We start from the raw sequence: 21,513 nt of genomic DNA on the forward strand, positions 1-21,513 counted from the left end.
AGATATGGAATTTGAATTTTTCATTGGCATCGATGTGTCCAAAAACGAATTGGACTTTGCTGTCCAGCAAGGCAGCCGGTTTTTATTCCACCAGGAAATTGCTAACGCTCCGGCAGCAATCAATACATTTCTCAAGGAGTTGGGAAAGCTTCTTGGGTTCAGCTTAAGCAAAGCTATTTTCTGCATGGAGCATACTGGTATTTATAACAACCATGCTTTGGCTTGCCTACATAAAAAGAAGGCACACATTTGCTTAGAAGCAGCTACCCAGATCAAGAACTCATTAGGGAATATCCGGGGCAAGAATGACAAGGTAGATGCCATGCGCATCGCCTGGTATGCTTATAAGGAGCGGGAAGGACTGCGTTTATGGGAGCCTAAGCGCGAAGCTGTGCAGCAACTTGCCCATCTTGCAGCTACCCGGTTACGGTTAATAACTGTTAAAAAACAGTTGAAAGTGCCACTAAAAGAGCATGTATCTTTTAGTACCAGCAAAACCAGCAAGCAGAACATACAAGCCTGTAGCCATTCCTTAAAGGCGATCGAAGGGGACATAGCCAGGACAGAGCGGGCTATTGAGGAAATTATTAAAGCGGACAAAGAATTAACCCGGATATTCAAACTGGCAACTTCAGTAAGTGGCATTGGCAAAGTAACCGCCGTACAGGTCATTGTTACTACCAATGAATTCAAGGATATTAGCGACCCTAAAAAGTTCGCTTGCTATTCAGGCGTAGCACCGTTTACAGATGACTCCGGTAAGCTTATTAAAAAGGCAAGGGTATCGCATATGGCCAACAAAAAAGTCAAAACGCTCCTACATCTTGCCGCTATAGTTGCCATACAGCATAACCAAGATCTAAAACGCTTTTACGAACGTAAGGTATTGCAGGAGAAAAAGAATAAAATGAGTGTCATTAATGCAGTTAGGAACAAACTCATATTACGCCTTTTCGCCTGCGTCAACCAAAACAGACCTTACGAAAAAAATTATCAAAAATTAGTTGCTTAAATCATAGAAATCGATAGAGCTGCGCAGGTGCGGGCAATGGCGCGAAAGAGAGATCTTCTATATCAGGCCCTACAACTAAACCTGTAAAAGCAGGGCGTAGAAGATTTCTCCTCACCGCTGACGCAAAAAACCAATCCCTGGTTCGTTTGTTTTTTATCTACTCCACTACATACTCCAGTTTCACTTGCACGTTCAGGTCTTCGTGCATCCGGGCAAACTGGCGCGGGTTGCGGGTAAAGTCGGGATCAGTGTCCATATAAATGTTGGTGATCTTAACCATTTCGGGATGCTTATCAGTACCTATATTATAGGTAAGCCCCTCGCCGCTTTCTAAACTTTGTTTTAGCTCAAGGTATTGCTTACCGGTTACAATGATCATTTTTTCGGCAGTCATGGATACTATTTATATAAATGGATAAACTACTCAAAACCGTGAGTTGATTTGCCCTGTAACATACCGGCGATACGAAATTATCGCTTACCGGGTTCTGTAACGGTTTATTATATTTACATCAAATATAACTTATATATATCCGCATAAATGATCAGTATTAAAAAATTATTGCCTTTTGCTTTATTATTGAGCGGTACTGCAGCATTGGCCCAGCAAAGCCTACCCATAGCTGTAAACTTGCAAAAAACCTACACCAAAGGAACACGCACCACAACCGGGGCGCCCGGCAAAAATTACTGGCAAAACACGGCCGACTATAAGATAAAGGTAAATTTCGACCCTAAAACCCGCTTGTTAAGTGGTACAGTTGGAATCGATTATGTTAACAACAGTCCCGATACATTAAAGCGGGTACAATTTAAATTGTACCCCAACTTATATAAAAAGGGTTCGGCACGTCAAATGCAGGTTTCGGCAGGTGACCTTACCGATGGGGTACAGATCAAAAGCCTTAGCATAGATAATAAAACGCCCGACAGCGCTAAAACCCGCCGCATCAATGGTACCAACATGACGCAAAGGGTTTCCCCTATCGCTCCAAAACAAAAAGTACATTTTGATATCAGCTATGCTTATACATTAAACAAGGGCTCACATATCCGTACTGGTCAAGTTGATACCGGTGCATTCTTCATTGCCTATTTCTTCCCGCGCGTAGCAGTTTATGACGATATTGATGGATGGAACGATTATCCATACGTTGGCTCACAGGAATTTTATAACGATTTTTGCCATTTCAGCGCGGAGATCACCATACCCGGCGACTATAAAGTTTGGGCAACAGGCGATCTGAAAAACGCCGGCGACGTTTACGACAGCCGGATCGTTAAACGCATTGCCGATGCCGGCGCAAGTGATAAGGTAACTGATATTATTACCGAAGATGATATTAAAGCGGGCAACATCACCAAAAACAATCCAACAAACACCTGGAAGTTTGAGGCTGATAGCGTTACCGATTTTGTTTTTGCTGCCAGCAACCATTATTTATGGAAAGCATCGAGCCTGGTGGTTGATCCGAAAACCGGCAGGCGTACCCGCGTTGATGCGGTATTTAACGAAAAGCATAAAGACTATTATGCGGTAGTTGATTACGCCCGTAAAACGGTGGAAGTGATGAGCTACAAATTTCCGAAATGGCCGTATCCATACCAGCATGAAACCGTTTTTGATGGTTTGGACCAGATGGAGTACCCGATGATGGTGAATGATAATCCGCTGGAAGATAAGGCCGATGCCATTGAGCTTACCGATCATGAAATTTTCCATACCATGTTTCCCTTTTATATGGGTATTAACGAAACCAAATACGGTTGGATGGACGAAGGCTGGGCAACCATAGGCGAATGGCTGGTAAGTCCGGAGATTGATCCTTCCATAGTAGATCCATATGGTGTTGCCGCTGTTGAACAAAGCGCCGGCCACGAGGTTGATGTGCCGGTAATGACCCTTACACCAATGCTCACAGGCCCTGCCGGTTTTACCGACAGTTATCCCAAACCAGGCCTGGGCTATTTATATGTAAAAGACATGCTTGGCGACGAGCTGTTTACCAAGGCACTGCATTACTACATTGCACAATGGCAGGGCAAACACCCTATGCCGTACGACTTTTTTAATTGTATGAACACCGGCTCGGGCATAAACCTTAACTGGTTTTGGAAAGCATGGTTCTTTGATAGTGGGATAACCGATCTCGCGATAAGCAAAGTAACTAATGCCGGGTTAAAATATGCTGTCACAATAACTAAAGTTGGCAGTAAACCCATCCCCGTTAACCTAACCATTAGTTATACCGATGGCACTACCGAACTGATACACAAAAGCATAGCTGTTTGGTCTACCGGTAACAAAACAACCACAGTTAATTTCACTGCAAAAAAAGCGGTTAAAAAGATTGTACTTGGTACTACCTATGATCCTGATAGCAATAAAAAGGATAATGTGTGGGTGGCTCCTAAATAATTGAAAGCTAAATGCTAAATGTCGAAAGCCGAAAGCTAATAATGTGATAAATAAAAAAAGCGTCATTGCGAGGTACGAAGCAATCCCCAATAAGCAGAGCAGCTATGCAGATTTGCCCTGTAAAGTCGGGGATTGCTTCGTACCTCGCAATGACGATCTTCTTACCGTCCCATCAGGGTCTCTCGCAGAGGACCCCTGATGTATGCGCCATGCAGATTTACTATATCCCCTGTTTCTGATATGCCCTCAGCAGTTCATCCACATCAATCCCATTAATTTTCATACCGTTCAAATCGCAATCGGTAATATCAACACCACTTAAGTTGCAATCAGTTATTGAGCTGCCCTGCAAGTCACAGTTCTCAAATTTAAGGGGGCGTTGTTTTGCAGCAGGATCATAAGCCGGATGACCTTCGGGCGGCATACCTATATCATGGATATAAGCACCGCCAAGCTGGGCGTATTTTATTTCCAGGTCACTCAAATTGGCATCTTCAATTTTAAGCCCGGTTATACAAACATCCTTAAAGCTTGCATTGTTCATCATCGTTTGCTCAAAGCTTGAACCATTAAGCAGAGCGCATTTAACATCAAGTACCTTTTGAGTTTCTTTTATAACAATAACTTCGGGGCTGTTAGCTGTTGAGTTTTCCATGATTCATTATTGATTTATTCAAAGATGCTGAAAATGAACGCCAAAGCAAGGTTATACACGCGACAAATAACGGGTGTATTTGCGACAAGGTTGTGCTGTCGCTAAGTCGCAAATGCGCTAAGTTAAAATCTTTGCGGCTTAGTGCCTTTGCCTGAAATTTGAATACATACTGATATATAATTTCGTAAATTCAAATACTTTATCAAAATACCATGATCCTGCTTCGTTATATCCAATCACTACTGCTTGTTGTGGCCTTTATTACACTTGCTCATACCTCATCTTATGCGCAACAAAAATACAATCCTATTTCACACGCTAAATGGTTGATCGGCAGCTGGAAAAATCAATCGGCAAAAACAGTGGATATTGAAACATGGAAAAAGCTTAACGACAGCACCTTTATCGGCAGAAGCTATTCGTTGACTGGTGCAGATACGGTATCATCCGAACATATCCAACTGGAGCAACATATAGGCAAGCTTTACTATATCCCAACGGTAAAAAATCAAAATGGCGGCAAAGCGGTAACTTTTACGCTTACCTCATCTAACAACAAACACCTCGTTTTTGAAAATCCGGAGCATGATTTTCCGCAAAAAATAACCTATACCCAAATCACCAACGACTCGTTGGTGGCCGAAATATCGGGGACAAGGAAAGGCAGGCAAAAGGCAATACAATTCCCAATGAAAAGGGTCAAATAAGAGAGGAGTGGCTTTATATCTATTGCAAAAATTCGGCTATATCACGACCATAAAATTCTTTAAACAGTTTCCGGAAATAAGCCGGGGTTTCAAACCCTGCTATATAAGATATTTCGGCCACGGTACGGTATTTACCACTATTGATTGCCTCCATCGACATCAGTAAACGGATTCGCCGGATATAATTATTTGGCGTAATGCCCGTGGTGTTTTTTATGCGCCGGTGCAGTTGTCTTTCACTTAAACCCATTTCATTACTTAACAATACAATGATCAAATCAACTTTTCCAATATATTTTCTTACCAGCGTTTCAAGCTCATAAAGCCAAAGCTGATCGGCAATAGAAAGTTCACTGATTGGCTTTAGATTATGTGTACTTAACTCCGCCCCTCTTTCAATTTCGTTATTTTTTACCGATACGAGTGATACTTTGCTAAATTCTTCCAGTTTCTTTTTGTCGGTAATATTCCTGGCAATAGCAAAAACCAGCTGCTGTTTTTGTACTGGCATCGAGATCCATGAAAGCCATACTATTTCTCCGCTTTTGGTTACATACCTGTTTTCAAAATTATACAGCGGATTGTTTTTCTTTATACTCTCACGTTTACTGGCAGTGATGCTTCTGTCTTCGGGATAAACAAATGAATCGATAGGCCTTGCAAACAGTTCGCTTTCGGTATAACCTAAAGTTTTGGAAACAGCCGGGTTAATTTTTTTAAAGTAACCGTCAAACCCGGCAACACATAACCAATCGGGCGACAAGCGAAAGAAGTATTCCAGATCAAAAATCTCATTGAAGTTTTCCATATAAATTTCAGTTCCTCTTGTAAGGGAACGCAACACATTTGGTAATTAAAAGCAATATAGCCACAGGTTGTGAAAAGGCAAATTCAAAAGAAACCATTTTTTATGATACCCATAAATATTTAACATAAACTGGCAGGATTCTTTAGTAAAATGTCAGTAATGTTAACTTTTCCAAACCGGATTTTATCTGCTTAAAGTGAAACAGCCAACCGCTATATCCCGTTATGCAAAAGCTTGATTATTCATAAACCGGTGGCGATAGTACAATTGAGTGTTTTTTCATATTATTACGGATAATATGAAAACCCTATACCAAAACACAATTAAACTCATTCCCTTCGCTTTACTGGCTATATCATTACAAAGCTGTATTAAACAGCCGGGAGCATGGCGAAACGACCAGATTCCCGGCGGTAAACGCGACGATTTCCACAAACTTAACGAACAACTGCTCCATGACCTCCGTACCGGCAACAGTGATGATATCAGCAACATGGAATCGCGGGAGATGCTGGACGACAAGTCAAATCTCAGGCAAATAGAGTTGGTAGGCAACGCTGTTAAAACTGCCGACTATGATATTTACGATGAATATTACATTGTAAATAAACATCGCAGTACAGATACCATAGGCAATCCGTCGGCAGGAATTAACAGTTATAAAATGATCTATAATGGTATTACCCATGAAATGTACATGGCGCTTTTTTTGCCAAAGGATAAAAACCTGCCTAACCAGGAAATGATTACCGCCCTGTATGCCAAATACGATTATGGCTGGAAACTAACCTCGGTAAATGTAAATACTTATAAAATTAATGGCAAAACAGCCCCGGAGCTTTATGAGCTGGGAAAAAAGAAATACAATAAACAGCATTTTGCCGATGCCCGTTTAACCCTTGAGCTTGCTTTACAATGTACCGCCCCTAACGACTACTGGCAATACGAACACGATACCGATGCAGGCAAATTATTCCAGGATGCTGCCGAGGCAACAGTAAAGCAATACCGTTTCCCGGTAGTAATTGATGGCGTTGCAGGCGAACCACGGGTATTCCGGATAGGCAATCAAAAAAACAGCCACGGCTGGTTCCCGGTAATTTATTATACAACCAAAGTAAACGTTGCCGATACCAACGCGGTAAAAAGCGAGAACATGCAGATCGGGAAGGTTATTAACAAACTACTACCGGGTATTACTGAGGATAAGGATTATATTTTCTACTCTGCCTGCAGCAAACTGCCGCTGGGCGCCGCAACACGTGTTGAGCATTTTGATATAACAAAGAAGTTGAGGTAACAGGCTATAAATCCTCGGCACCCCACAGGACAAGTAGCCGATTTGCTCAGCGCGATTGCTTAGCGAGTGAGGTGTTGAAACAAGTTCAACATGACAAACAAAAAAGGGGGCACGGGGCAAAGCCTTGCTGCAGCGATGGATGACATATCTTTGAGCACCCCCCTAAATAAAAGAAGCCCCGCAACAATTAATGCTCCGGGGCTTCTTTATAATATCAAATCGATTTTATCAAATCGCTTCCAACTGCAGCACCACACTGGTGTGATAAGCACTGTTACCGGGATTAATACCCACATTCATCAGGAAATCGCCGGTAAAAGTTAAATCCTCTTTGCCTAAAACCGAACCCGCGCCCGGATAAAGGTTAATCTCTTTTACACGGTATTTTTTATTAGGGTCGAGGCCTTTCAGGCGTACAGGTACTTTGCTGCCTGATCCGTAACGGTTATTCACCAGGTAGTTGAACATTACCGCCTTTGATTTATCGTCGCTTACATACATGATAGATGCCGCGTCATTATCCCATGGCGAAGCTAAGCGGTACTGGTCGCCGTGCCAGATCACATCTTTTAAAGCATCATAATTTTTCAACGCCGACTGACAGAAACTCAGTTCGCTCTCACTTAATTTGCCTATCACAATATCAAAACCCATTTTACCCATCATGGCCACATCCACACGGAATTTGATGGGTTGTTTGCCCCAATCGGTAACGTGGTTTGAGCTGGTGATAGCCGGGTAGAAGAATGAATACTCCCACTGGATAAATACACGCTCCAGCGGATCAGTGTTATCGCTTGGCCAAAACTCTGTAAAGTATTGCAGTGCACCATAGTCAACCCTGCCGCCGCCGCCCGAGCAAAGCATCAAAGGCACTTTAGGATATTTGGCACGAACGCGTTTCAATACATTGTATAAACCATTCACATAATCAACGTAAATGTGCGACTGGTCTTTTTTCAGATAAGCTGAATAAGCATTGTAAATAACTGCGTTACAGTCCCATTTGATATAAGCCAGATCAGGATTTTTGGTGAACAAGCCGTCAACCACGCCAAATACAAAATCCTGTACTTTAGGGTTGGCCAGATCAAGCACCAACTGATTCCTGAAGTATTTCTCTGGGCGGTTTGGTTGCTTGATCACCCAATCAGGATGGGCTTTATACAGGTCGCTGGCAGGGTTAACCATTTCCGGCTCAATCCAGATGCCGAATTTTACGCCATTGGCCTGCGCTTCTTTCACGAGCGAGCTGATGCCATTTGGAAGCTTTTGCTTGTTTTCCTGCCAATCGCCCAAACCAGCGTTATCGCCGTTACGCGGATGGCTGTTACCAAACCAGCCGTCATCCAATAAAAACAGGTCGACACCCAGCTTTTTGGTATCTTTTAGCAGGCCGGCCAGCTTGCTTTCATTAAAATCGAAATAGGTTGATTCCCAGTTATTGAGCAACGTAAGCCTTGAACCCTCGCCATCAACAATTTTATATTTGCGGGCCCAGCTTTGCAGCTTGCGGCTGGCGTCGCCCTTACCATGATCAGAGTAAGTATACAGGAACGCTGGCGTAGTAAATTCAACACCTGGTTTTAAATGATATTCGGAAGCGGCATTGTTGATCCCTGCAATAATTTTCAGGTTATTGGCCACATCCAGCTCAAAATCAATCCTGAAATTGCCCGACCATTCCATAGCCCCGTAAAGCACTTTGCCTTCATCTTCGGTAGCAGGTTTATCCATTGATATGGCGAACATCGAATGCTCATACAGGTTGGCACGGGTACCCAGTTTGCTGTCGATTGTTTTAATGCCGTGGGTTAAACGGGCTTCTTCGGGCTGCATTTCCATAGCCCAGTTACCGTGGTACTGTTTTAACCAGAAACCGCCGGCAGTATTACCCTTCAGGTTTAAATTGGCAGATGCATATTTATCAAGTGTCACTACCCCCTTTTCGTTATGTTTAATAACCGACCATTGTTCAGTTACATCTTCTTTAAAATAGGTTTTGTAGTATAGCTTCACCTCAAAATCATAAGCAGGATCTTTCATGGTAACTACCAGTAATGAAATATCATCGTCAACCTTGCTAACCGTATGGTTCACGTAGGTTAGGTTTAATGATTTATTACCATCGGCATGGGTAACTGTAATAGCCGGCTCACCCAGACTGGCTGAGCCTGATGGTGTGTAAGCATCGTTTTGTACGCCCGAATCATCGGCTTGTTTGTACATTTTTGAGATGCCTGCATACTCGGCTGTATTGGCAAGCTTTGCACCCAGGTATACCATGTTCAGGTGCTTTTCGGCATCGGTTTGTAATACAATAGCATTGTGCTGTGTTTCAACAGGGATGGTTACATCCTGCGCTGCTGCCCTGCCGGCCAACAGCATTGAGCCTGCGAAAAGCAGGCCCAGTGGTAAAGTTTTTTTTTGAGTAGTTCTCACGTGTGATTTTTGGGTTTAACCGGCTGCTTCGGTAATTTGGTTTATCATGTTTTGATGTATCCTCGCCCCAAAATGCCCGGCATCCAGTTTCAGAACCTCGGTAAAGGCCTTTTGTGCCTGCTCAAAATCACGTAAACCGAGGTATCCCAGTCCCTGTAAAAAATAGCAGTGCACGCGGTTCCTTACCTGCAGATCATCTTCAAAAATGAGCAAATTTGGCAGCGAGACGGCAAAGTAATCAATTTTTACGTTATCATCCATGTGCCCGATACCATAATTAAGCAGTTTTTTGAAGATTCGTTCGGCCGCTGTACTGTCACCCAGACATTTTTTTGCCAAACCCTGATAAAAGATCTTATCCGGCTGCTGATCGTTATAAAAAACAGCCGCTGTCGGGTCTTCCAAACCTATGGCTGCCTGCTCAAAATAAACCTTAGCCTGTTCAGTTTGCTGCAACCCTTCGTGGGCCTGGCCCAGCCAGTAAAAGATATCATTTTCCTGCGTACCAAATAGTTTGCCCTCGCCTAAATTATGTGGGTAGGTTTGCGCCTGGGTTAGCTGTTCAACAGCTTTTTGATATTTACCATCGCGGATGTTTTGCTTGGCCATTTCAACGAGGGCGGCAACATATTGCCCCGAAGCTTTGCCTTCGCCGCCCTCCCATGGGTGGAATGTTCTTTGCATCACCTGTTCAAACGCGGTTTGGTGCTCGCCTAAAAAGTTATACAGCGTTGCACGCTCTAAATAAACATCATCACGAAGTTTGGCAGTCTCCAGGTTAGCTTCAACAAATTTCAGTCGTGCTTCTGCAGAATAGTTCAGCTTTTTGTAAAGCTGGTCGAGTTCCATCAGTACGCGGGCATCGGCGGGATCCAACGCAAAGGCTTTTTCAAAACAAATTAAAGCTTTTGCCGGATCGTTGCGCTTGTTATAATAAGCAATACCCAAATTCCTGAACACGGTTGGGAAAGTATCATCCAGTTGTGCCGATGTTTCCCAGGCTGTAATGGCATCATCATATTGCAGCTTATCATAAAACAGGTTACCTAAATAGTATGGTGCTTTTGCATCGGTTGGTACAAGCTCAGCGGCCAGTTTCAGTACGCTGATATCTTCCAGCCTATCGGGAAAGCACAGGTACGAATCGGCAGCTGAGGCCTGTTTAAAATATGCAGAAGCCTGTTCATTATTGCCTAACCTGTACGCAAAGTAGCCCAGGTAATAATACACCATCGGACTGGTAGCATCACCGTCCACCGCATAATTCAACAAATCTGCAGCTTCCTGGTACAGGCCGGCATTGGCGTAATCAAGTGCGTATTCAATGTAATTTTGGTAATAACCGCGCGATAGTTTAATGAGTTCATTAAGGGTGGCAGTGCCTTTTTCTTCATCACCCAAAGCTTTGTAAGCATAAACCAGCTCAAACAGAGCGCCCAGGTTAAACGCATCACTTTTTATTGCCGCTGTAGCTACCGCGACAGCATCTTCAAAACGCCCGAGCTTACGGAAAGCCGCCGAGCGCAAAACATAGGCTTTACTGTTATTGGCATTTCTATCTAATGACGACAGCGAGTGATCAAGCGCCAGTTCATAATCGCCATTTTCCAGGTCGATCTGTGCTACCGAAAAATAGCCGCTATCTTTCCAGGCATTGCTCCAGGTAGCTTTATAAAACGCTTTGTACGCATCCTCTTTTTTGCCGAGGAATTTCAACGCCAAACCTAAATTGTAATAACACTCGCTATCGTAAGGATTAGGGTTACGCTGGGTGATGGTTTCAACCGCCTTGCGGAAATAAGGCTCGCTTTTAGCAAACTGTCCGCGACGCAAATACCATAAACCTAAAGCATTATTATTGCGGATATCTTTGGGGTCGCGGCGCAGGGCCTCTTCATAATAAGGTACCGGACTATAAGTAGCATGGCGGTACTGTTCCAGGTGCTGGCCTGTTAAAAACAACTGCTCGTTATTTTCCACATCGGCAGGCAGCAGGGCCGGTTTAGCAGCTTCAGGAATGTTGTTAAGCTTATTGCTTGATGCATCGTATTTGATCAATTCTTTGCCTGCTTCAGAATGTACAGTAAGCAGTAAAAGATTTTCGTTGATATCTTTAACAGTTATCTCGCGGGTATAAATCTGTTCAGGTACAATGCAAACTTTTTCGCTCAACAATACCTTGCCATCATGCTGCAATTTGATGTTCAGGTTGTTTTGCTCGCCGGTTACGTAAACTTTCAATAGTAGTTTGCCCTCTTTATAATCAAGTGCCAGCAGGATATCTTTGGTAGCATTTTTTACTACGCCAAGCTCGCGGTATGGCATAAAGTATTGGGTAAAATGTTTTTCCTCGTGCGGCATCAACCAGGTAAAATCGGGTTGGTTATCGGTAAACATACCTGTCATGAGCTCAATGTAAGGGCCATCCTCGTCGGTTAGGTTCCTGTCCCAGGCCAGGCCGAAATCGCTGTGGCCCCAGGTCCACTGTTTTTTGCCGGGCGATACATGATGATTAGCTACGTGCAGCAAACCAGCCTGACTGTCATGTTCATATCCGCCTACAAAATCGTAATTGGAGTTGATAGCCATGTACGACGTTGGCACCGGAATGTTTTTATACCTTGAGATATCTGTTCCCGGCGAGTAATCAACTTTATAATAAGTACCGGTAGCAATTGGGAATGTTGATACGTCACGCTTACCATGATCAAACACCGCGTTCACATCAGGCGGGAAAACCGACTGATAATCGTCATTTACCTTTACAGCCGGGTTAGCCCACCATAAAAAGGTTTGCGGCAGGGCCGAGCGGTTATAGAGCTTCGCTTTTATTTCGATGTAAGCCTTATCCGGGTGCAGCGTAAAACCGGCCATACCTTTGGTATGGAACATGCGCTCAACCTCGTTAACCCAAACGGTTTTGCTGCCATCGGCATTTTCTTCAATTTTATAATCAACCGGCTCAAAAGTACTTGGGCGGTGGTGCTGTGGCCAGTTAAATTCAATACCGCCCGAAATCCAGGGGCCGGTTAACCCTACCAGTGCCGGCTTAATCACCTGGTTATAATAGATGAAATGACGGTCCCTGATTTTGTCATAAGCCATCTGGATACGGCCGCCAAGCTCGGGCAGGATGAGCACTTTAAGGTATTTATTTTCGAGGTAAAGGCCTGCGTATTCTTTATCTTCTTTTTCGTCGTAAATTTTTTCGATAACCGGGTTAGGGTACACCTTGCCGCTGCTACCCTGGTAAACGCGCTTTTCAAAAAACATGGGGTTTTTATCGGGCTTCCCTATACCGTAGGTTGGGATAACTACCTTCTCTTCCCAAACATTTACATACAAATTATTCATGTGGCTTATGATTATTAATGTCTTATTAAATTTTCTTCTAACTCTTCAAGGGTTTGGCCTTTGGTTTCTCTCACTTTTTTAAGCACAAACAAAAAGCCTAAAAAGCAGATCACCGCGTACATATAAAATGGCCCGTAAGTGCCCAGCACCTTAGCCAGTATAGGAAAGGTGAACACCAATATAAAATAGGCAGCCCATAACGATACAATGGCCACTGTTGATGCAGCGCCACGGATCTTATTAGGGAAGATCTCTGAAATAAGTACCCAGGTTATAGGCGCAAGTGAAAGCGCGTAAGTGCTGATGGCCAGCAACACAAATATGGATACCAGCCCGGCCGCCAGGTGATTTTGCAGCAGGTAAGCCAATACAATATAAAATATGGATAAGCCCAATGAACCAATGAGCATCAACGGCTTACGGCCGAGCTTATCAACCTGCCACATAGCCAGCAGGGTAAAAACCAGGTTAACAATACCAATGGATACAGTTTCAAACAATTGCTGGTTTAAGCTTGAACCCACCGAGGCAAAAATGGTTGAAGTATAGTTAAACACCACATTGATGCCACAAAACTGTTGAAACACAGCCAGTGTAATACCTATCAATACGGCGGGGCGTACGCTTTTTTCAAATACGGCGCGGTACGATTGCTTTTTTACGCCGCTAAGCGATTTTTCAATGGCCTGCTGTGTTGAAGTCACAAAACCTTCGGAGCCTATTTTGTAAAGCACCTTTTCGGCATCAGCGTGCCGACCGGCCTTGATCAGCCACCTGGGGCTTTCGGGCAGGGCTATAACCCCTAATAAAAATACCGCGGCAGGTACCGTGCCCAAACCAAACATCCAGCGCCAGGCATTATCGCCGCTGTCGGCTAAAAAATAGTTGCACAGGTTGGTGATCAGGATGCCCAATACCACGGTAAGCTGGTTGATAGCTACATTACGCCCGCGCACCTGTGCCGGAGAAATTTCGGCAATGTACATGGGGCAAAGCATTGATGCCATCCCTACCCCTATGCCCGCTGCAAAACGCAGAATGATAAAATAGGTGAGCCCGGTTGAAAAGGCAATACCCAGTGACGATACCGCGAAAATAAACGCCGCAACCATGAGGCCTGGTTTACGGCCGTATTTTTCGGCAATGCGGCCGGCTATGATACAGCCCACGATACAGCCCAGCGCCAGGGAACCGGTAAGGAAGCCCTCCCAAACAGGGTCAAGCGCAAACTCCTTACGGAGGAACGGCAGCGCACCCGATATTACGGCAAAATCAAAGCCGAACAGGTAACCGCCCAGTGCCGATATAAAGGAGATCCCTATAATATAGCCGCTGTTAAATTTTACTTCTTTTTTAAAATCGATGGTCATTTGATACTGGTTAGTTTCTTCTCTCTGTATAAATTTACTTTAATTAAAGTCCGTTATTAAACAAGCTTTGGGCTTTCTGCCTTTTGCTTTCAGCTCATAGGGTGCCAAACTTGTATAAAATGCTTTGGTTATATACATCGCCTGCCCGTAATACAGCCTGCGGAAAATCAGGATGATTGATGCTATCCGGATAATGCTGACACTCCAGGCACAACGCATCAAAAGGTTTCGCCCCCTGGCCAGTATGCGTAGCCGTAGTGCTGCTTAAATAATCACCGGTGTACAGGAACACGCCGGGATAATCCGTATAAACTTTAAGGGCACGGCCCGATGCTTCGTCGGTTAAAAGAGCGGCATAAGTTAAGCCGTTCTCCCTCGCTCCTGTGTTGATAATGTAAAACAGGTTAAGGCCCTCAACATGGTTTTCATCTATATTAAATTTATCGCCCAGCTTGTTATTATTGAAAGCCTTTTGCCCGGCTGGTATAATTGCCCCGCTCGGCGTATAATCTTCGTGCAATTCCACAATACTATCCGATAACAGGGTAAGTTTGTGGTTATAGATCTTACTTTTAAATGCCGATAAATTAAAGTAAGCGTGATTGGTAAAATTTGCTATCGTAGCTTTGTCGGTAGTAGCTTTATAATTGATCAGCAACTCATTATCATTGCTCCAGGTATAGATAACCATAAGCTCCAACTTACCGGGATAACCCCCATCGCCATCAGGACTGGTCAGGGTCATCATTACACCATTATCAAAAGCTTCGGCAGTAAACACCCTATAGTTAAAACCGCTTTTACCGGCATGATTGGAATTTTTACCTTCATTGGCATCCAGGTGAAAAGTTTCGCCTTCGAGCTGAAATTTTACCCTGCTGATACGGTTGGCGTACCGGCCTATGGTTGAGCCGATGTAGCAGCTATCGGTTAAATACCCGTTCAGGTCAGGAAAACCAACCACCACGTTTTCAAAGTGCTGCAGCCTGTCGGGCACCACAACTGATACAATAGCCGCGCCGTAATTGGTAAGTTCAACATATGCCCCGCTCTCGTTTTCAATTTTGAAAAGATAAACGTTATGACCGTTATGCTGCCCCCATAAACGGGTTGTGGTGTTAACAGCCATGTACGTTCAGGTATTTAAATTGTTTGTTCATAAGTTATCAGCTTCATTAAACAGCCAGGTAATTTGCCTGACTTGTTTTAGCCCTAATTGGTTTTGGTAAACCTACTATGAAACAGGTGTTAAAAAAATGGATATTCTTTAAAAAGTGATGGATAATACTATCATTTATTGGCAGCTATTAAAACCTTGCCGGGATAAAAAAAATAAATACCTTTAATCGCCAGTTATACAGCAGCGTTATGAATGTGATAGCCGAACCTAAAAAACGGATCAAAGAAGGCTTTATCGGTCAAAAAATGATCGTATTGCCACCAAACATAAAAAAAGCCATCACCAGCAATGCTTTGATCAAAGGCTTTTACCTTACCGCTATCGGCTATTATCCCAAGGCGGCCTTTCATGACCGTGAACGCCGTACAGGCAGTAACGAATATATTTTTCTTTATTGCGTTGATGGAGAAGGCTATGTTTATTTAGGGGGCCAGGGCCACACCCTTAAACCCAATACTTTTTTCATTATCCCACGTAACGTGGCACACCGTTATAAAAGCTCGGAAACCAATCCCTGGAGCATTTACTGGGTACACTTCAGCGGGCTAAATTCGCACCTGATCTATGAGCGCTCGCTCGAAAACGGGCAGCCCGTGGTACAATCCGTTCCGTACGACAGCAGCCGGATCAAGCTTTACGAACAGATCTACGCCGTGCTTGAACACAGCTATCATGAAAAAGAAATGGAGATCGTTAACATCAACCTGCTCAATTTTATCTCCTCGATGGTGTATTATAAGCAAACCAACCCGGTTGATTATGATAACGATTTTGTGAGCAACTCCATCGCTTATATGAAAAAACACATTAGTCAAAAATTTGAAGTGATGCATTTGGCAAAACAGCAGGGAATTTCAGCATCACATTACTTGCGGCTGTTTAAACAAAAAACGGGCTCATCACCTATTAACTATTTTAACCTGCTCAAGATTCAAACCTCCTGCCAGTACCTGTACTTTACCGACAGGAGCATTAAGGAAATTTGCTCAGAACTGGGCTTTGACGACCCTTATTATTTTTCAAGGCTGTTTACTAAGCTGATTGGCATGTCGCCGTCAAAGTACAGGAAAACACATAAGCGATAGGCCGACGCAGGTTCGGGTTAAAGCCGTCGGCGAGGAATGCCAGCGAATAAAACAGATGACTTAGTTACTCCTCATCCTTTCACTCTCCTCTTTTGAACCGCTTTCCGGTTTCCCCCGGTTTGCCGGTCTTGTACCACCAAACGACTTTGAATAAGTAAGTTTAATTACCGGGAAACGTCTGGTTTCGGTATTAACAAGTACATTGCTCTTTATGTCAAAAGCCTCACGTGTAAGTGTGCCGTACCGCACATGGATCTGTGCGGCACTGAACACATCGGCCACTGATAACTGCAAGCTGCCCCCGTTATTTTTCAGTTCTTTTTTGATCCCTGCATTGATCACCCCAAAACCATCAGCCCTCGTTGTGCCATTGTATGACAGGGAATTGTACTGTCCCGATACCTCTGCCGACAAGCTGCGGGGCAGCTTAAACAACTGGTTAAAATTAAAGGAATATCCGAAGTACGATTTGGTTAATGGATGTAAAGTATAATCCTCCTTAAACTGCCTTAGGCCGCCAACAAAGCTATAGGTCATCTCCCACCAGTTACTTACTTTAAACGGCGCATTGGCCTGCAAGGTAAAGTAGTTTTGATACGGCAGATTTTGTGGCGAAATGAACAAAATATCGTGCGCGGGGCTTTCGCTGAGCTGATAGCGGGCTATGGCATTATCATCCCGGCTGTAAAGCAGGGAAAAGCTATAGTCGCCATAGTTATAGCCCAGTTTTATATTATTGGTGATGGTTGGTTTAAGAAAAGGATTGCCGGTGTAAACCGCCGTAGGGTCGCTGTATGCAAAGTATGATGCCAGGTCGTCATATGATGGACGGCTGATCCGTTTGGTGTAAGACAGCTGCAGTTCGGACCGGTCGCCCAGCTTTTTGGTAAACAGCACTGTCGGGAACAGCTTTCCCAGTTTACGGTCTACAATGTTGTTGCCGGTTTGTGGGTTATCCATATTGGTATAGGAATATTCATAACGTACTCCTGTGTTAAGGCTTATGTTTTTACCAAGCTGCCAGTTAAGGGACAGATACGCCGCGCCAATATCTTCCTTCATGTATATGTTCGCAGCGGTTTGCATATTGCGTTCCCAGGCCCCATTGTTAAAACTTTCGATACCCGATGAGCTTGAACTGCCGGTATGCGTTCCTTTAATACCTGTTTCCAGTTTTAGTAAGGGTGATAGCTGGTTGGCATAATCGGCTTTAAACACGCCTACGTTGATGGCCGTTTTGGCAAATCCGCGTTGCTTTTGCGCGCTTACACTGTTGTTGGCGTACACCTGCTCGCCATATTTGTTTACAAAGGACGTATTAACTTCGCTTGGACTGTTATTTCCATAATGGATATAATCGGCTTCCATGCTTATCTTCTCCCCTTCCTTCAGCACATGTTCAATATTGAGCGAACTGGTGAGGTTATCCCAGTGCCCGTTCCCGTTGATATGACCTATATACCTGAGCAATGAATCGGGCAGGATCTTATACCCCGCGTTACTGTAGGTATACGTTGACGAATGGCTGTTGTTATAGCTCAGGTTACCGCTTAGGGTAGTTTTAGGATCCAGCTTAATATCAGTACCCACGGTGGCGTTATGATTATTGCTGATCCTTTTAGTTTTTGTGTAAAATTCTACCTCGGCATTACCTCCGATAAAAGGCATGTACTGACTTCCGGTGATAAAAAGATCGGTATAGGTCCGGTCGTGCTGGAAAGTGTAGGATCCATACAGGTTAACATTTTTAGTGTTATGGTTGAGGTTGATGCCGGCCGTGCCTTTCTCGCCCATGCCGTAACCGCCGGTTAAGGAATAAGAGCCGTTTGTTCCCTGCTTTTTGCTTTTCTTCATTACAATATTGATGATGCCGGCGCTGCCTTCAGCATCGTATCCGGCGGGCGGGGTGCTCAGCAGTTCTATTTTTTCAATATTATCGGCACTGGTACCATTAAGCAAATTCATGACCTGGGCAAGCGGCATACGCACCAGTTTGCCGTTGATCATTACTGTAGCCCCGCTTTTACCGTTCAGGGCAATACCATTATCCCGGTGATCGATAGTTACACCCGGCAATCGTTCCAGCACCTGCAGGGCCGTACTGCCTTTGGTAAGCACGCTGCTTTCAACATTTACCACTAAGCCATCGCTGCGCTGCTGGTACAATGGCTTATTTGCACGCACTACCACCTCGCCCAATTGCCGGGTGTCCTCCTTCATCACAATAACAGCAAGATATTTTGCATTCTTGTTCCCGCTGATTTCAAAAGGTGATGAAAACCAGGTTTGATAGCCGATACTGCTTAACCGCAACCGGTAATTTCCGGAAGGGGCATCCGCAATATTATAGCCTCCCTGTTCATTGGTAAGCATACTTTTAACTGAAGATGAATCTGCAGTTCTGACAAGCGATACAGTGACATATGGCAAGGGCTGGCTGCCGGCTGTGGTAACCCTGCCCGACACCTGGGCATTTACTATTTGTGCCAGGCAAATAAGTAACAGGCTGATACATAAAGTTTTCATGTGGCGTTTGTAACCTTTTTGATGGTTATACCGGCAAATAAAAACGGTGCTTTAAACTTTAAAAAACGTGAATGATGAGTGACATGAGATAATTGATGAGATACACAGAAACAAATTAATCGGTTTAAAACCAAAACTATACTGCCTTTTTACGGCTTATAAGTTAAAGCCTGCATTTGGTCAATTATTTGTGCAGGTTGATACAATAACGAAATATAAATCAGTGCAATTGCTGTATCTTTAGGTAGGATATTGGAACGCGCTGGGCCTCAGGGTCCTCTGCAAGAGACCCTGATGGGACGGGAAACAGTTTATAGCAGCCGTTGTTGCGAGCCCCTACAGGTACGGGGCACTATATAACGGCCGTCATTGCGAGTACCCATCAGGGAACCTGAAAAAAATGAAATGAAATGTAAAATATATTTTAACGGTGTTGCGCGTGGGCCGCGTTAGGGATTGCAGTGTAAAGCCCGGAGCGCGCAAAGGGGTTGCGGGCGGGAAAGGCGAGGACTTGCAACGGAAAGCCCGGGCCGCAGGCAACGCCCAATGTTATAAAATCCATCAAGAAAAATACACTTAATAATCAATAACTTACAATCACGTCATTATAAGGAACGAAGCAATCCCAAACTATACAGAGGAACTTGCTTGGTTGCTCTGCTTATCGGGGATTGCTTCGTACCTCGCAATGACGGTTTTTTTTCTTATAAAGTAGGCAGTACCGGCACTTACAGTGGCAGAGATATAGCATCTCAAACAATTAAACGAGAATATGAACAGTTTATCCGTTGATACTTTAAACCAAAACTGGCTGTTTAAATACAAGCTGTACCACATCCCCTTTTGGTGTGTGTACCATTATTTTTGGTTTACCATAGCGGTGGCTAACCCTGTGGCAGCGGCCAAATCCATGTTTTTTTCGGCTTATAGTGTCAAAATCCTGGCTTATGTAGTTTTCCAGGCGCTGGCAGTATATTTTAACCTTTACTTCTTAATGCCGCGGTTTATGAAAAAAGAGCGGCTTACCCAATATGTAATTTATCTTTCGCTAACCATCATCGGCACATCATCGCTTATTAACGGCGGCTATTATTTAAGTGCTTTTTTTGCAGGCTGCTCAGTAAAAAAAATGTTTGGCGTTGATCCGGGCAATTTCATGAGCTTCTATAATACCTCCTTCCCCTCTACCGTAGCCAGTATGACTTTGGGAATGAGTATTAAACTCACCAAAAACTGGCTGCAAACCCAGCACCGCCAGCAGTTGCTCGAAAAAGAGAAACTGGAAACCGAACTTAAATTCCTGAAATACCAGTTTAACCCTCATTTTCTATTCAACAGTATCAACTCCATATTTTTCCTGATCCATAAAAACCCCGGCATGGCGTCGGCATCACTGGCCAAATTTTCCGAATTGCTGCGGTACCAGTTGTACGAGTGCAACGACCAGCAAATCTCTTTAGGAAAAGAGCTTAGCTATCTCCAAAACTTTATCGAGCTGGAAAAGCTTCGGCAAAACAATAATGTGCATGTTACCTTTGAGGCAGATGAGCCCCTGCCCGGCCATTTAGGCATAGCCCCCTTTATATTGATGACCTTTGTAGAAAACGCGTTCAAGCATGTATCCAAAGAGGCGGAACACCCTAACTGGATTGCGATTAGATTGGGATTGAAAGACGATCAGCTCGATTTTTATGTTGCCAACAGCGCATCAAACGACCCGGGAACCGCGGTTATGAACTATGGCGGTATCGGCCTGAAAAATGTAAAGCGCCGGCTCGACCTGATTTACCCCGACCTTCATAAGCTGGAGATCCAAAATACCGGAGACCGCTTTGAGGTACACCTGCAATTAACTTTAACCGAACTGGAACAATCATCCGCAACCTTCCAAATGGCCTCACTATGATGAACTGTGTAATAATAGATGATGAGCCCTTAGCCCGCGAAGGATTAGCCAGCTATGTACGCGAGGTTGATTTTCTGAACCTGGCAGGCACCTGCGAAAACCCGCTCGAACTGATCAAACTACTTGATCACCAGGCTATCGACCTGATATTTTTGGATATCCAGATGCCGAAAATGAACGGTATTGATTTTTTAAAGATCATGCAGAAACCACCGATGGTAATTATCACCACAGCCTACCCCAGCTATGCGCTTGAAGGCTTCCAGCTCAATGTGCTCGATTACCTGCTGAAGCCGATCACATTCGACCGCTTTTTTAAATCGGCCAATAAGGCTAAAGATTATCACCGCCTGCTTAACAATTGGGCCCAGCCCGGTGCACCAAAAACGGAAGCGGATGAAGGCTACTTCTTTATCAAATGCGGTAATAAATACGAAAAGATTTACTTTGATGAGATCCTGTACGTGGAGGGGATGCAAAATTACGTTACCATATTTACTGCCAAAGGCAAATATATCACGCTGCTTAACCTCAAAAGCCTTGAACAAAATTTAGATAGCAAGCTCTTTATCCGCGTACACAAATCATACATTGTATCAACCGGTAAAATTGATGGTATTGAAGGGAATGATATTTTTATCGGTCAGCACCGCATCCCTATAAGCCGCAATTACCGCGAACAGGTAATCCGACAGGTTGTCGCCAATAAACTGTGGGATAAAATAAAATTTTCGTGATATATTTATATA

At 44.0% G+C, this 21,513-nt stretch carries 15 protein-coding genes; 7 read left to right on the top strand and 8 right to left on the bottom strand.

Annotated features, from left to right (window positions below):
- Positions 1 to 4 precede the first annotated feature (4 nt).
- Positions 5 to 1,012: an IS110 family RNA-guided transposase gene (locus ACEN82_RS19445; RefSeq protein WP_495644001.1), complete on the top strand. Its 1,008-nt coding sequence runs from the start codon at positions 5 to 7 to the stop codon at positions 1,010 to 1,012.
- A 157-nt stretch (positions 1,013 to 1,169) separates the two neighbouring features.
- Here ACEN82_RS19445 and ACEN82_RS19450 read toward each other — a convergent pair whose 3' ends face one another.
- Entirely contained in the window at positions 1,170 to 1,406 is a 237-nt protein-coding gene (locus ACEN82_RS19450) for a hypothetical protein (protein WP_090533977.1), read from the bottom strand.
- A gap of 147 nt (positions 1,407 to 1,553) precedes the next feature.
- Here ACEN82_RS19450 and ACEN82_RS19455 point away from each other — a divergent pair, with 147 nt between their 5' ends.
- A complete protein-coding gene (locus tag ACEN82_RS19455) occupies positions 1,554 to 3,431 on the top strand; it encodes a M1 family metallopeptidase (RefSeq protein ID WP_413323185.1) in 1,878 nt (625 codons plus the stop codon).
- Positions 3,432 to 3,651: 220 nt separating this feature from the next.
- On the opposite strand, the gene ACEN82_RS19460 is transcribed toward ACEN82_RS19455, so the two are convergent.
- Positions 3,652 to 4,086 carry a pentapeptide repeat-containing protein gene (locus ACEN82_RS19460; RefSeq protein ID WP_413323186.1) on the bottom strand — a complete coding sequence of 145 codons (435 nt, stop codon included), beginning with the start codon at positions 4,084 to 4,086 and terminating at the stop codon, positions 3,652 to 3,654.
- A 212-nt stretch (positions 4,087 to 4,298) separates the two neighbouring features.
- On the opposite strand from ACEN82_RS19460, the gene ACEN82_RS19465 reads away from it, so the two are divergent.
- On the top strand, positions 4,299 to 4,793 hold the full coding sequence (locus tag ACEN82_RS19465; RefSeq protein ID WP_495644002.1) for a DUF6265 family protein: 495 nt from the start codon (positions 4,299 to 4,301) through the stop codon (positions 4,791 to 4,793).
- Positions 4,794 to 4,812: 19 nt separating this feature from the next.
- Here ACEN82_RS19465 and ACEN82_RS19470 read toward each other — a convergent pair whose 3' ends face one another.
- Positions 4,813 to 5,601, bottom strand: a complete 789-nt coding sequence (locus tag ACEN82_RS19470; RefSeq protein WP_090533985.1) for a helix-turn-helix domain-containing protein — start codon at positions 5,599 to 5,601, stop codon at positions 4,813 to 4,815.
- Between the two features lie 298 nt (positions 5,602 to 5,899).
- Here ACEN82_RS19470 and ACEN82_RS19475 point away from each other — a divergent pair, with 298 nt between their 5' ends.
- A complete protein-coding gene (locus ACEN82_RS19475; protein WP_413322044.1) occupies positions 5,900 to 6,901 on the top strand; it encodes a hypothetical protein in 1,002 nt (333 codons plus the stop codon).
- Positions 6,902 to 7,129: 228 nt separating this feature from the next.
- On the opposite strand, the gene ACEN82_RS19480 is transcribed toward ACEN82_RS19475, so the two are convergent.
- The 4 genes from ACEN82_RS19480 to ACEN82_RS19495 form a co-directional block, all read right to left on the bottom strand.
- On the bottom strand, positions 7,130 to 9,343 hold the full coding sequence (locus ACEN82_RS19480; protein WP_413322043.1) for an alpha-galactosidase: 2,214 nt from the start codon (positions 9,341 to 9,343) through the stop codon (positions 7,130 to 7,132).
- Positions 9,344 to 9,358: 15 nt separating this feature from the next.
- Positions 9,359 to 12,697, bottom strand: coding sequence for a DUF5107 domain-containing protein (locus ACEN82_RS19485; RefSeq protein WP_413322042.1), 3,339 nt, complete (start codon positions 12,695 to 12,697; stop codon positions 9,359 to 9,361).
- Between the two features lie 14 nt (positions 12,698 to 12,711).
- A complete protein-coding gene (locus ACEN82_RS19490; RefSeq protein WP_262892461.1) occupies positions 12,712 to 14,097 on the bottom strand; it encodes a sugar porter family MFS transporter in 1,386 nt (461 codons plus the stop codon).
- 64 nt (positions 14,098 to 14,161) lie between these two features.
- On the bottom strand, positions 14,162 to 15,196 hold the full coding sequence (locus tag ACEN82_RS19495; protein ID WP_495644003.1) for an aldose epimerase family protein: 1,035 nt from the start codon (positions 15,194 to 15,196) through the stop codon (positions 14,162 to 14,164).
- 239 nt (positions 15,197 to 15,435) lie between these two features.
- Here ACEN82_RS19495 and ACEN82_RS19500 point away from each other — a divergent pair, with 239 nt between their 5' ends.
- Positions 15,436 to 16,332: an AraC family transcriptional regulator gene (locus ACEN82_RS19500; RefSeq protein ID WP_413322040.1), complete on the top strand. Its 897-nt coding sequence runs from the start codon at positions 15,436 to 15,438 to the stop codon at positions 16,330 to 16,332.
- Between the two features lie 60 nt (positions 16,333 to 16,392).
- On the opposite strand, the gene ACEN82_RS19505 is transcribed toward ACEN82_RS19500, so the two are convergent.
- Positions 16,393 to 18,858, bottom strand: coding sequence for a TonB-dependent receptor (locus ACEN82_RS19505; RefSeq protein ID WP_413322039.1), 2,466 nt, complete (start codon positions 18,856 to 18,858; stop codon positions 16,393 to 16,395).
- A 772-nt stretch (positions 18,859 to 19,630) separates the two neighbouring features.
- Between ACEN82_RS19505 and ACEN82_RS19510 the strand changes: the two genes are divergently transcribed.
- A complete protein-coding gene (locus tag ACEN82_RS19510; protein WP_413322038.1) occupies positions 19,631 to 20,764 on the top strand; it encodes a sensor histidine kinase in 1,134 nt (377 codons plus the stop codon).
- A complete protein-coding gene (locus ACEN82_RS19515) occupies positions 20,761 to 21,501 on the top strand; it encodes a LytR/AlgR family response regulator transcription factor (RefSeq protein ID WP_413322037.1) in 741 nt (246 codons plus the stop codon). Before ACEN82_RS19510 ends, ACEN82_RS19515 begins: the two co-directional genes overlap by 4 nt.
- The last annotated feature ends 12 nt before the right edge of the window (positions 21,502 to 21,513 follow it).

The sequence above is a fragment of the Mucilaginibacter sp. Mucisp73 genome, assembly GCF_059491465.1.

Bases quoted from the DNA above. Each gene is read 5' to 3' on its own strand.
- ACEN82_RS19465 (WP_495644002.1), top strand. From the start codon at position 4,299: ATGATCCTGCTTCGTTATATCCAATCACTACTGCTTGTTGTGGCCTTT.
- ACEN82_RS19470 (WP_090533985.1), bottom strand. From the start codon at position 5,601: ATGGAAAACTTCAATGAGATTTTTGATCTGGAATACTTCTTTCGCTTG.
- ACEN82_RS19505 (WP_413322039.1), bottom strand. From the start codon at position 18,858: ATGAAAACTTTATGTATCAGCCTGTTACTTATTTGCCTGGCACAAATA.
- ACEN82_RS19460 (WP_413323186.1), bottom strand. From the start codon at position 4,086: ATGGAAAACTCAACAGCTAACAGCCCCGAAGTTATTGTTATAAAAGAA.
- ACEN82_RS19475 (WP_413322044.1), top strand. From the start codon at position 5,900: ATGAAAACCCTATACCAAAACACAATTAAACTCATTCCCTTCGCTTTA.
- ACEN82_RS19485 (WP_413322042.1), bottom strand. From the start codon at position 12,697: ATGAATAATTTGTATGTAAATGTTTGGGAAGAGAAGGTAGTTATCCCA.
- ACEN82_RS19495 (WP_495644003.1), bottom strand. From the start codon at position 15,196: ATGGCTGTTAACACCACAACCCGTTTATGGGGGCAGCATAACGGTCAT.
- ACEN82_RS19450 (WP_090533977.1), bottom strand. From the start codon at position 1,406: ATGACTGCCGAAAAAATGATCATTGTAACCGGTAAGCAATACCTTGAG.
- ACEN82_RS19455 (WP_413323185.1), top strand. From the start codon at position 1,554: ATGATCAGTATTAAAAAATTATTGCCTTTTGCTTTATTATTGAGCGGT.
- ACEN82_RS19445 (WP_495644001.1), top strand. From the start codon at position 5: ATGGAATTTGAATTTTTCATTGGCATCGATGTGTCCAAAAACGAATTG.
- ACEN82_RS19515 (WP_413322037.1), top strand. From the start codon at position 20,761: ATGATGAACTGTGTAATAATAGATGATGAGCCCTTAGCCCGCGAAGGA.
- ACEN82_RS19500 (WP_413322040.1), top strand. From the start codon at position 15,436: ATGAATGTGATAGCCGAACCTAAAAAACGGATCAAAGAAGGCTTTATC.
- ACEN82_RS19510 (WP_413322038.1), top strand. From the start codon at position 19,631: ATGAACAGTTTATCCGTTGATACTTTAAACCAAAACTGGCTGTTTAAA.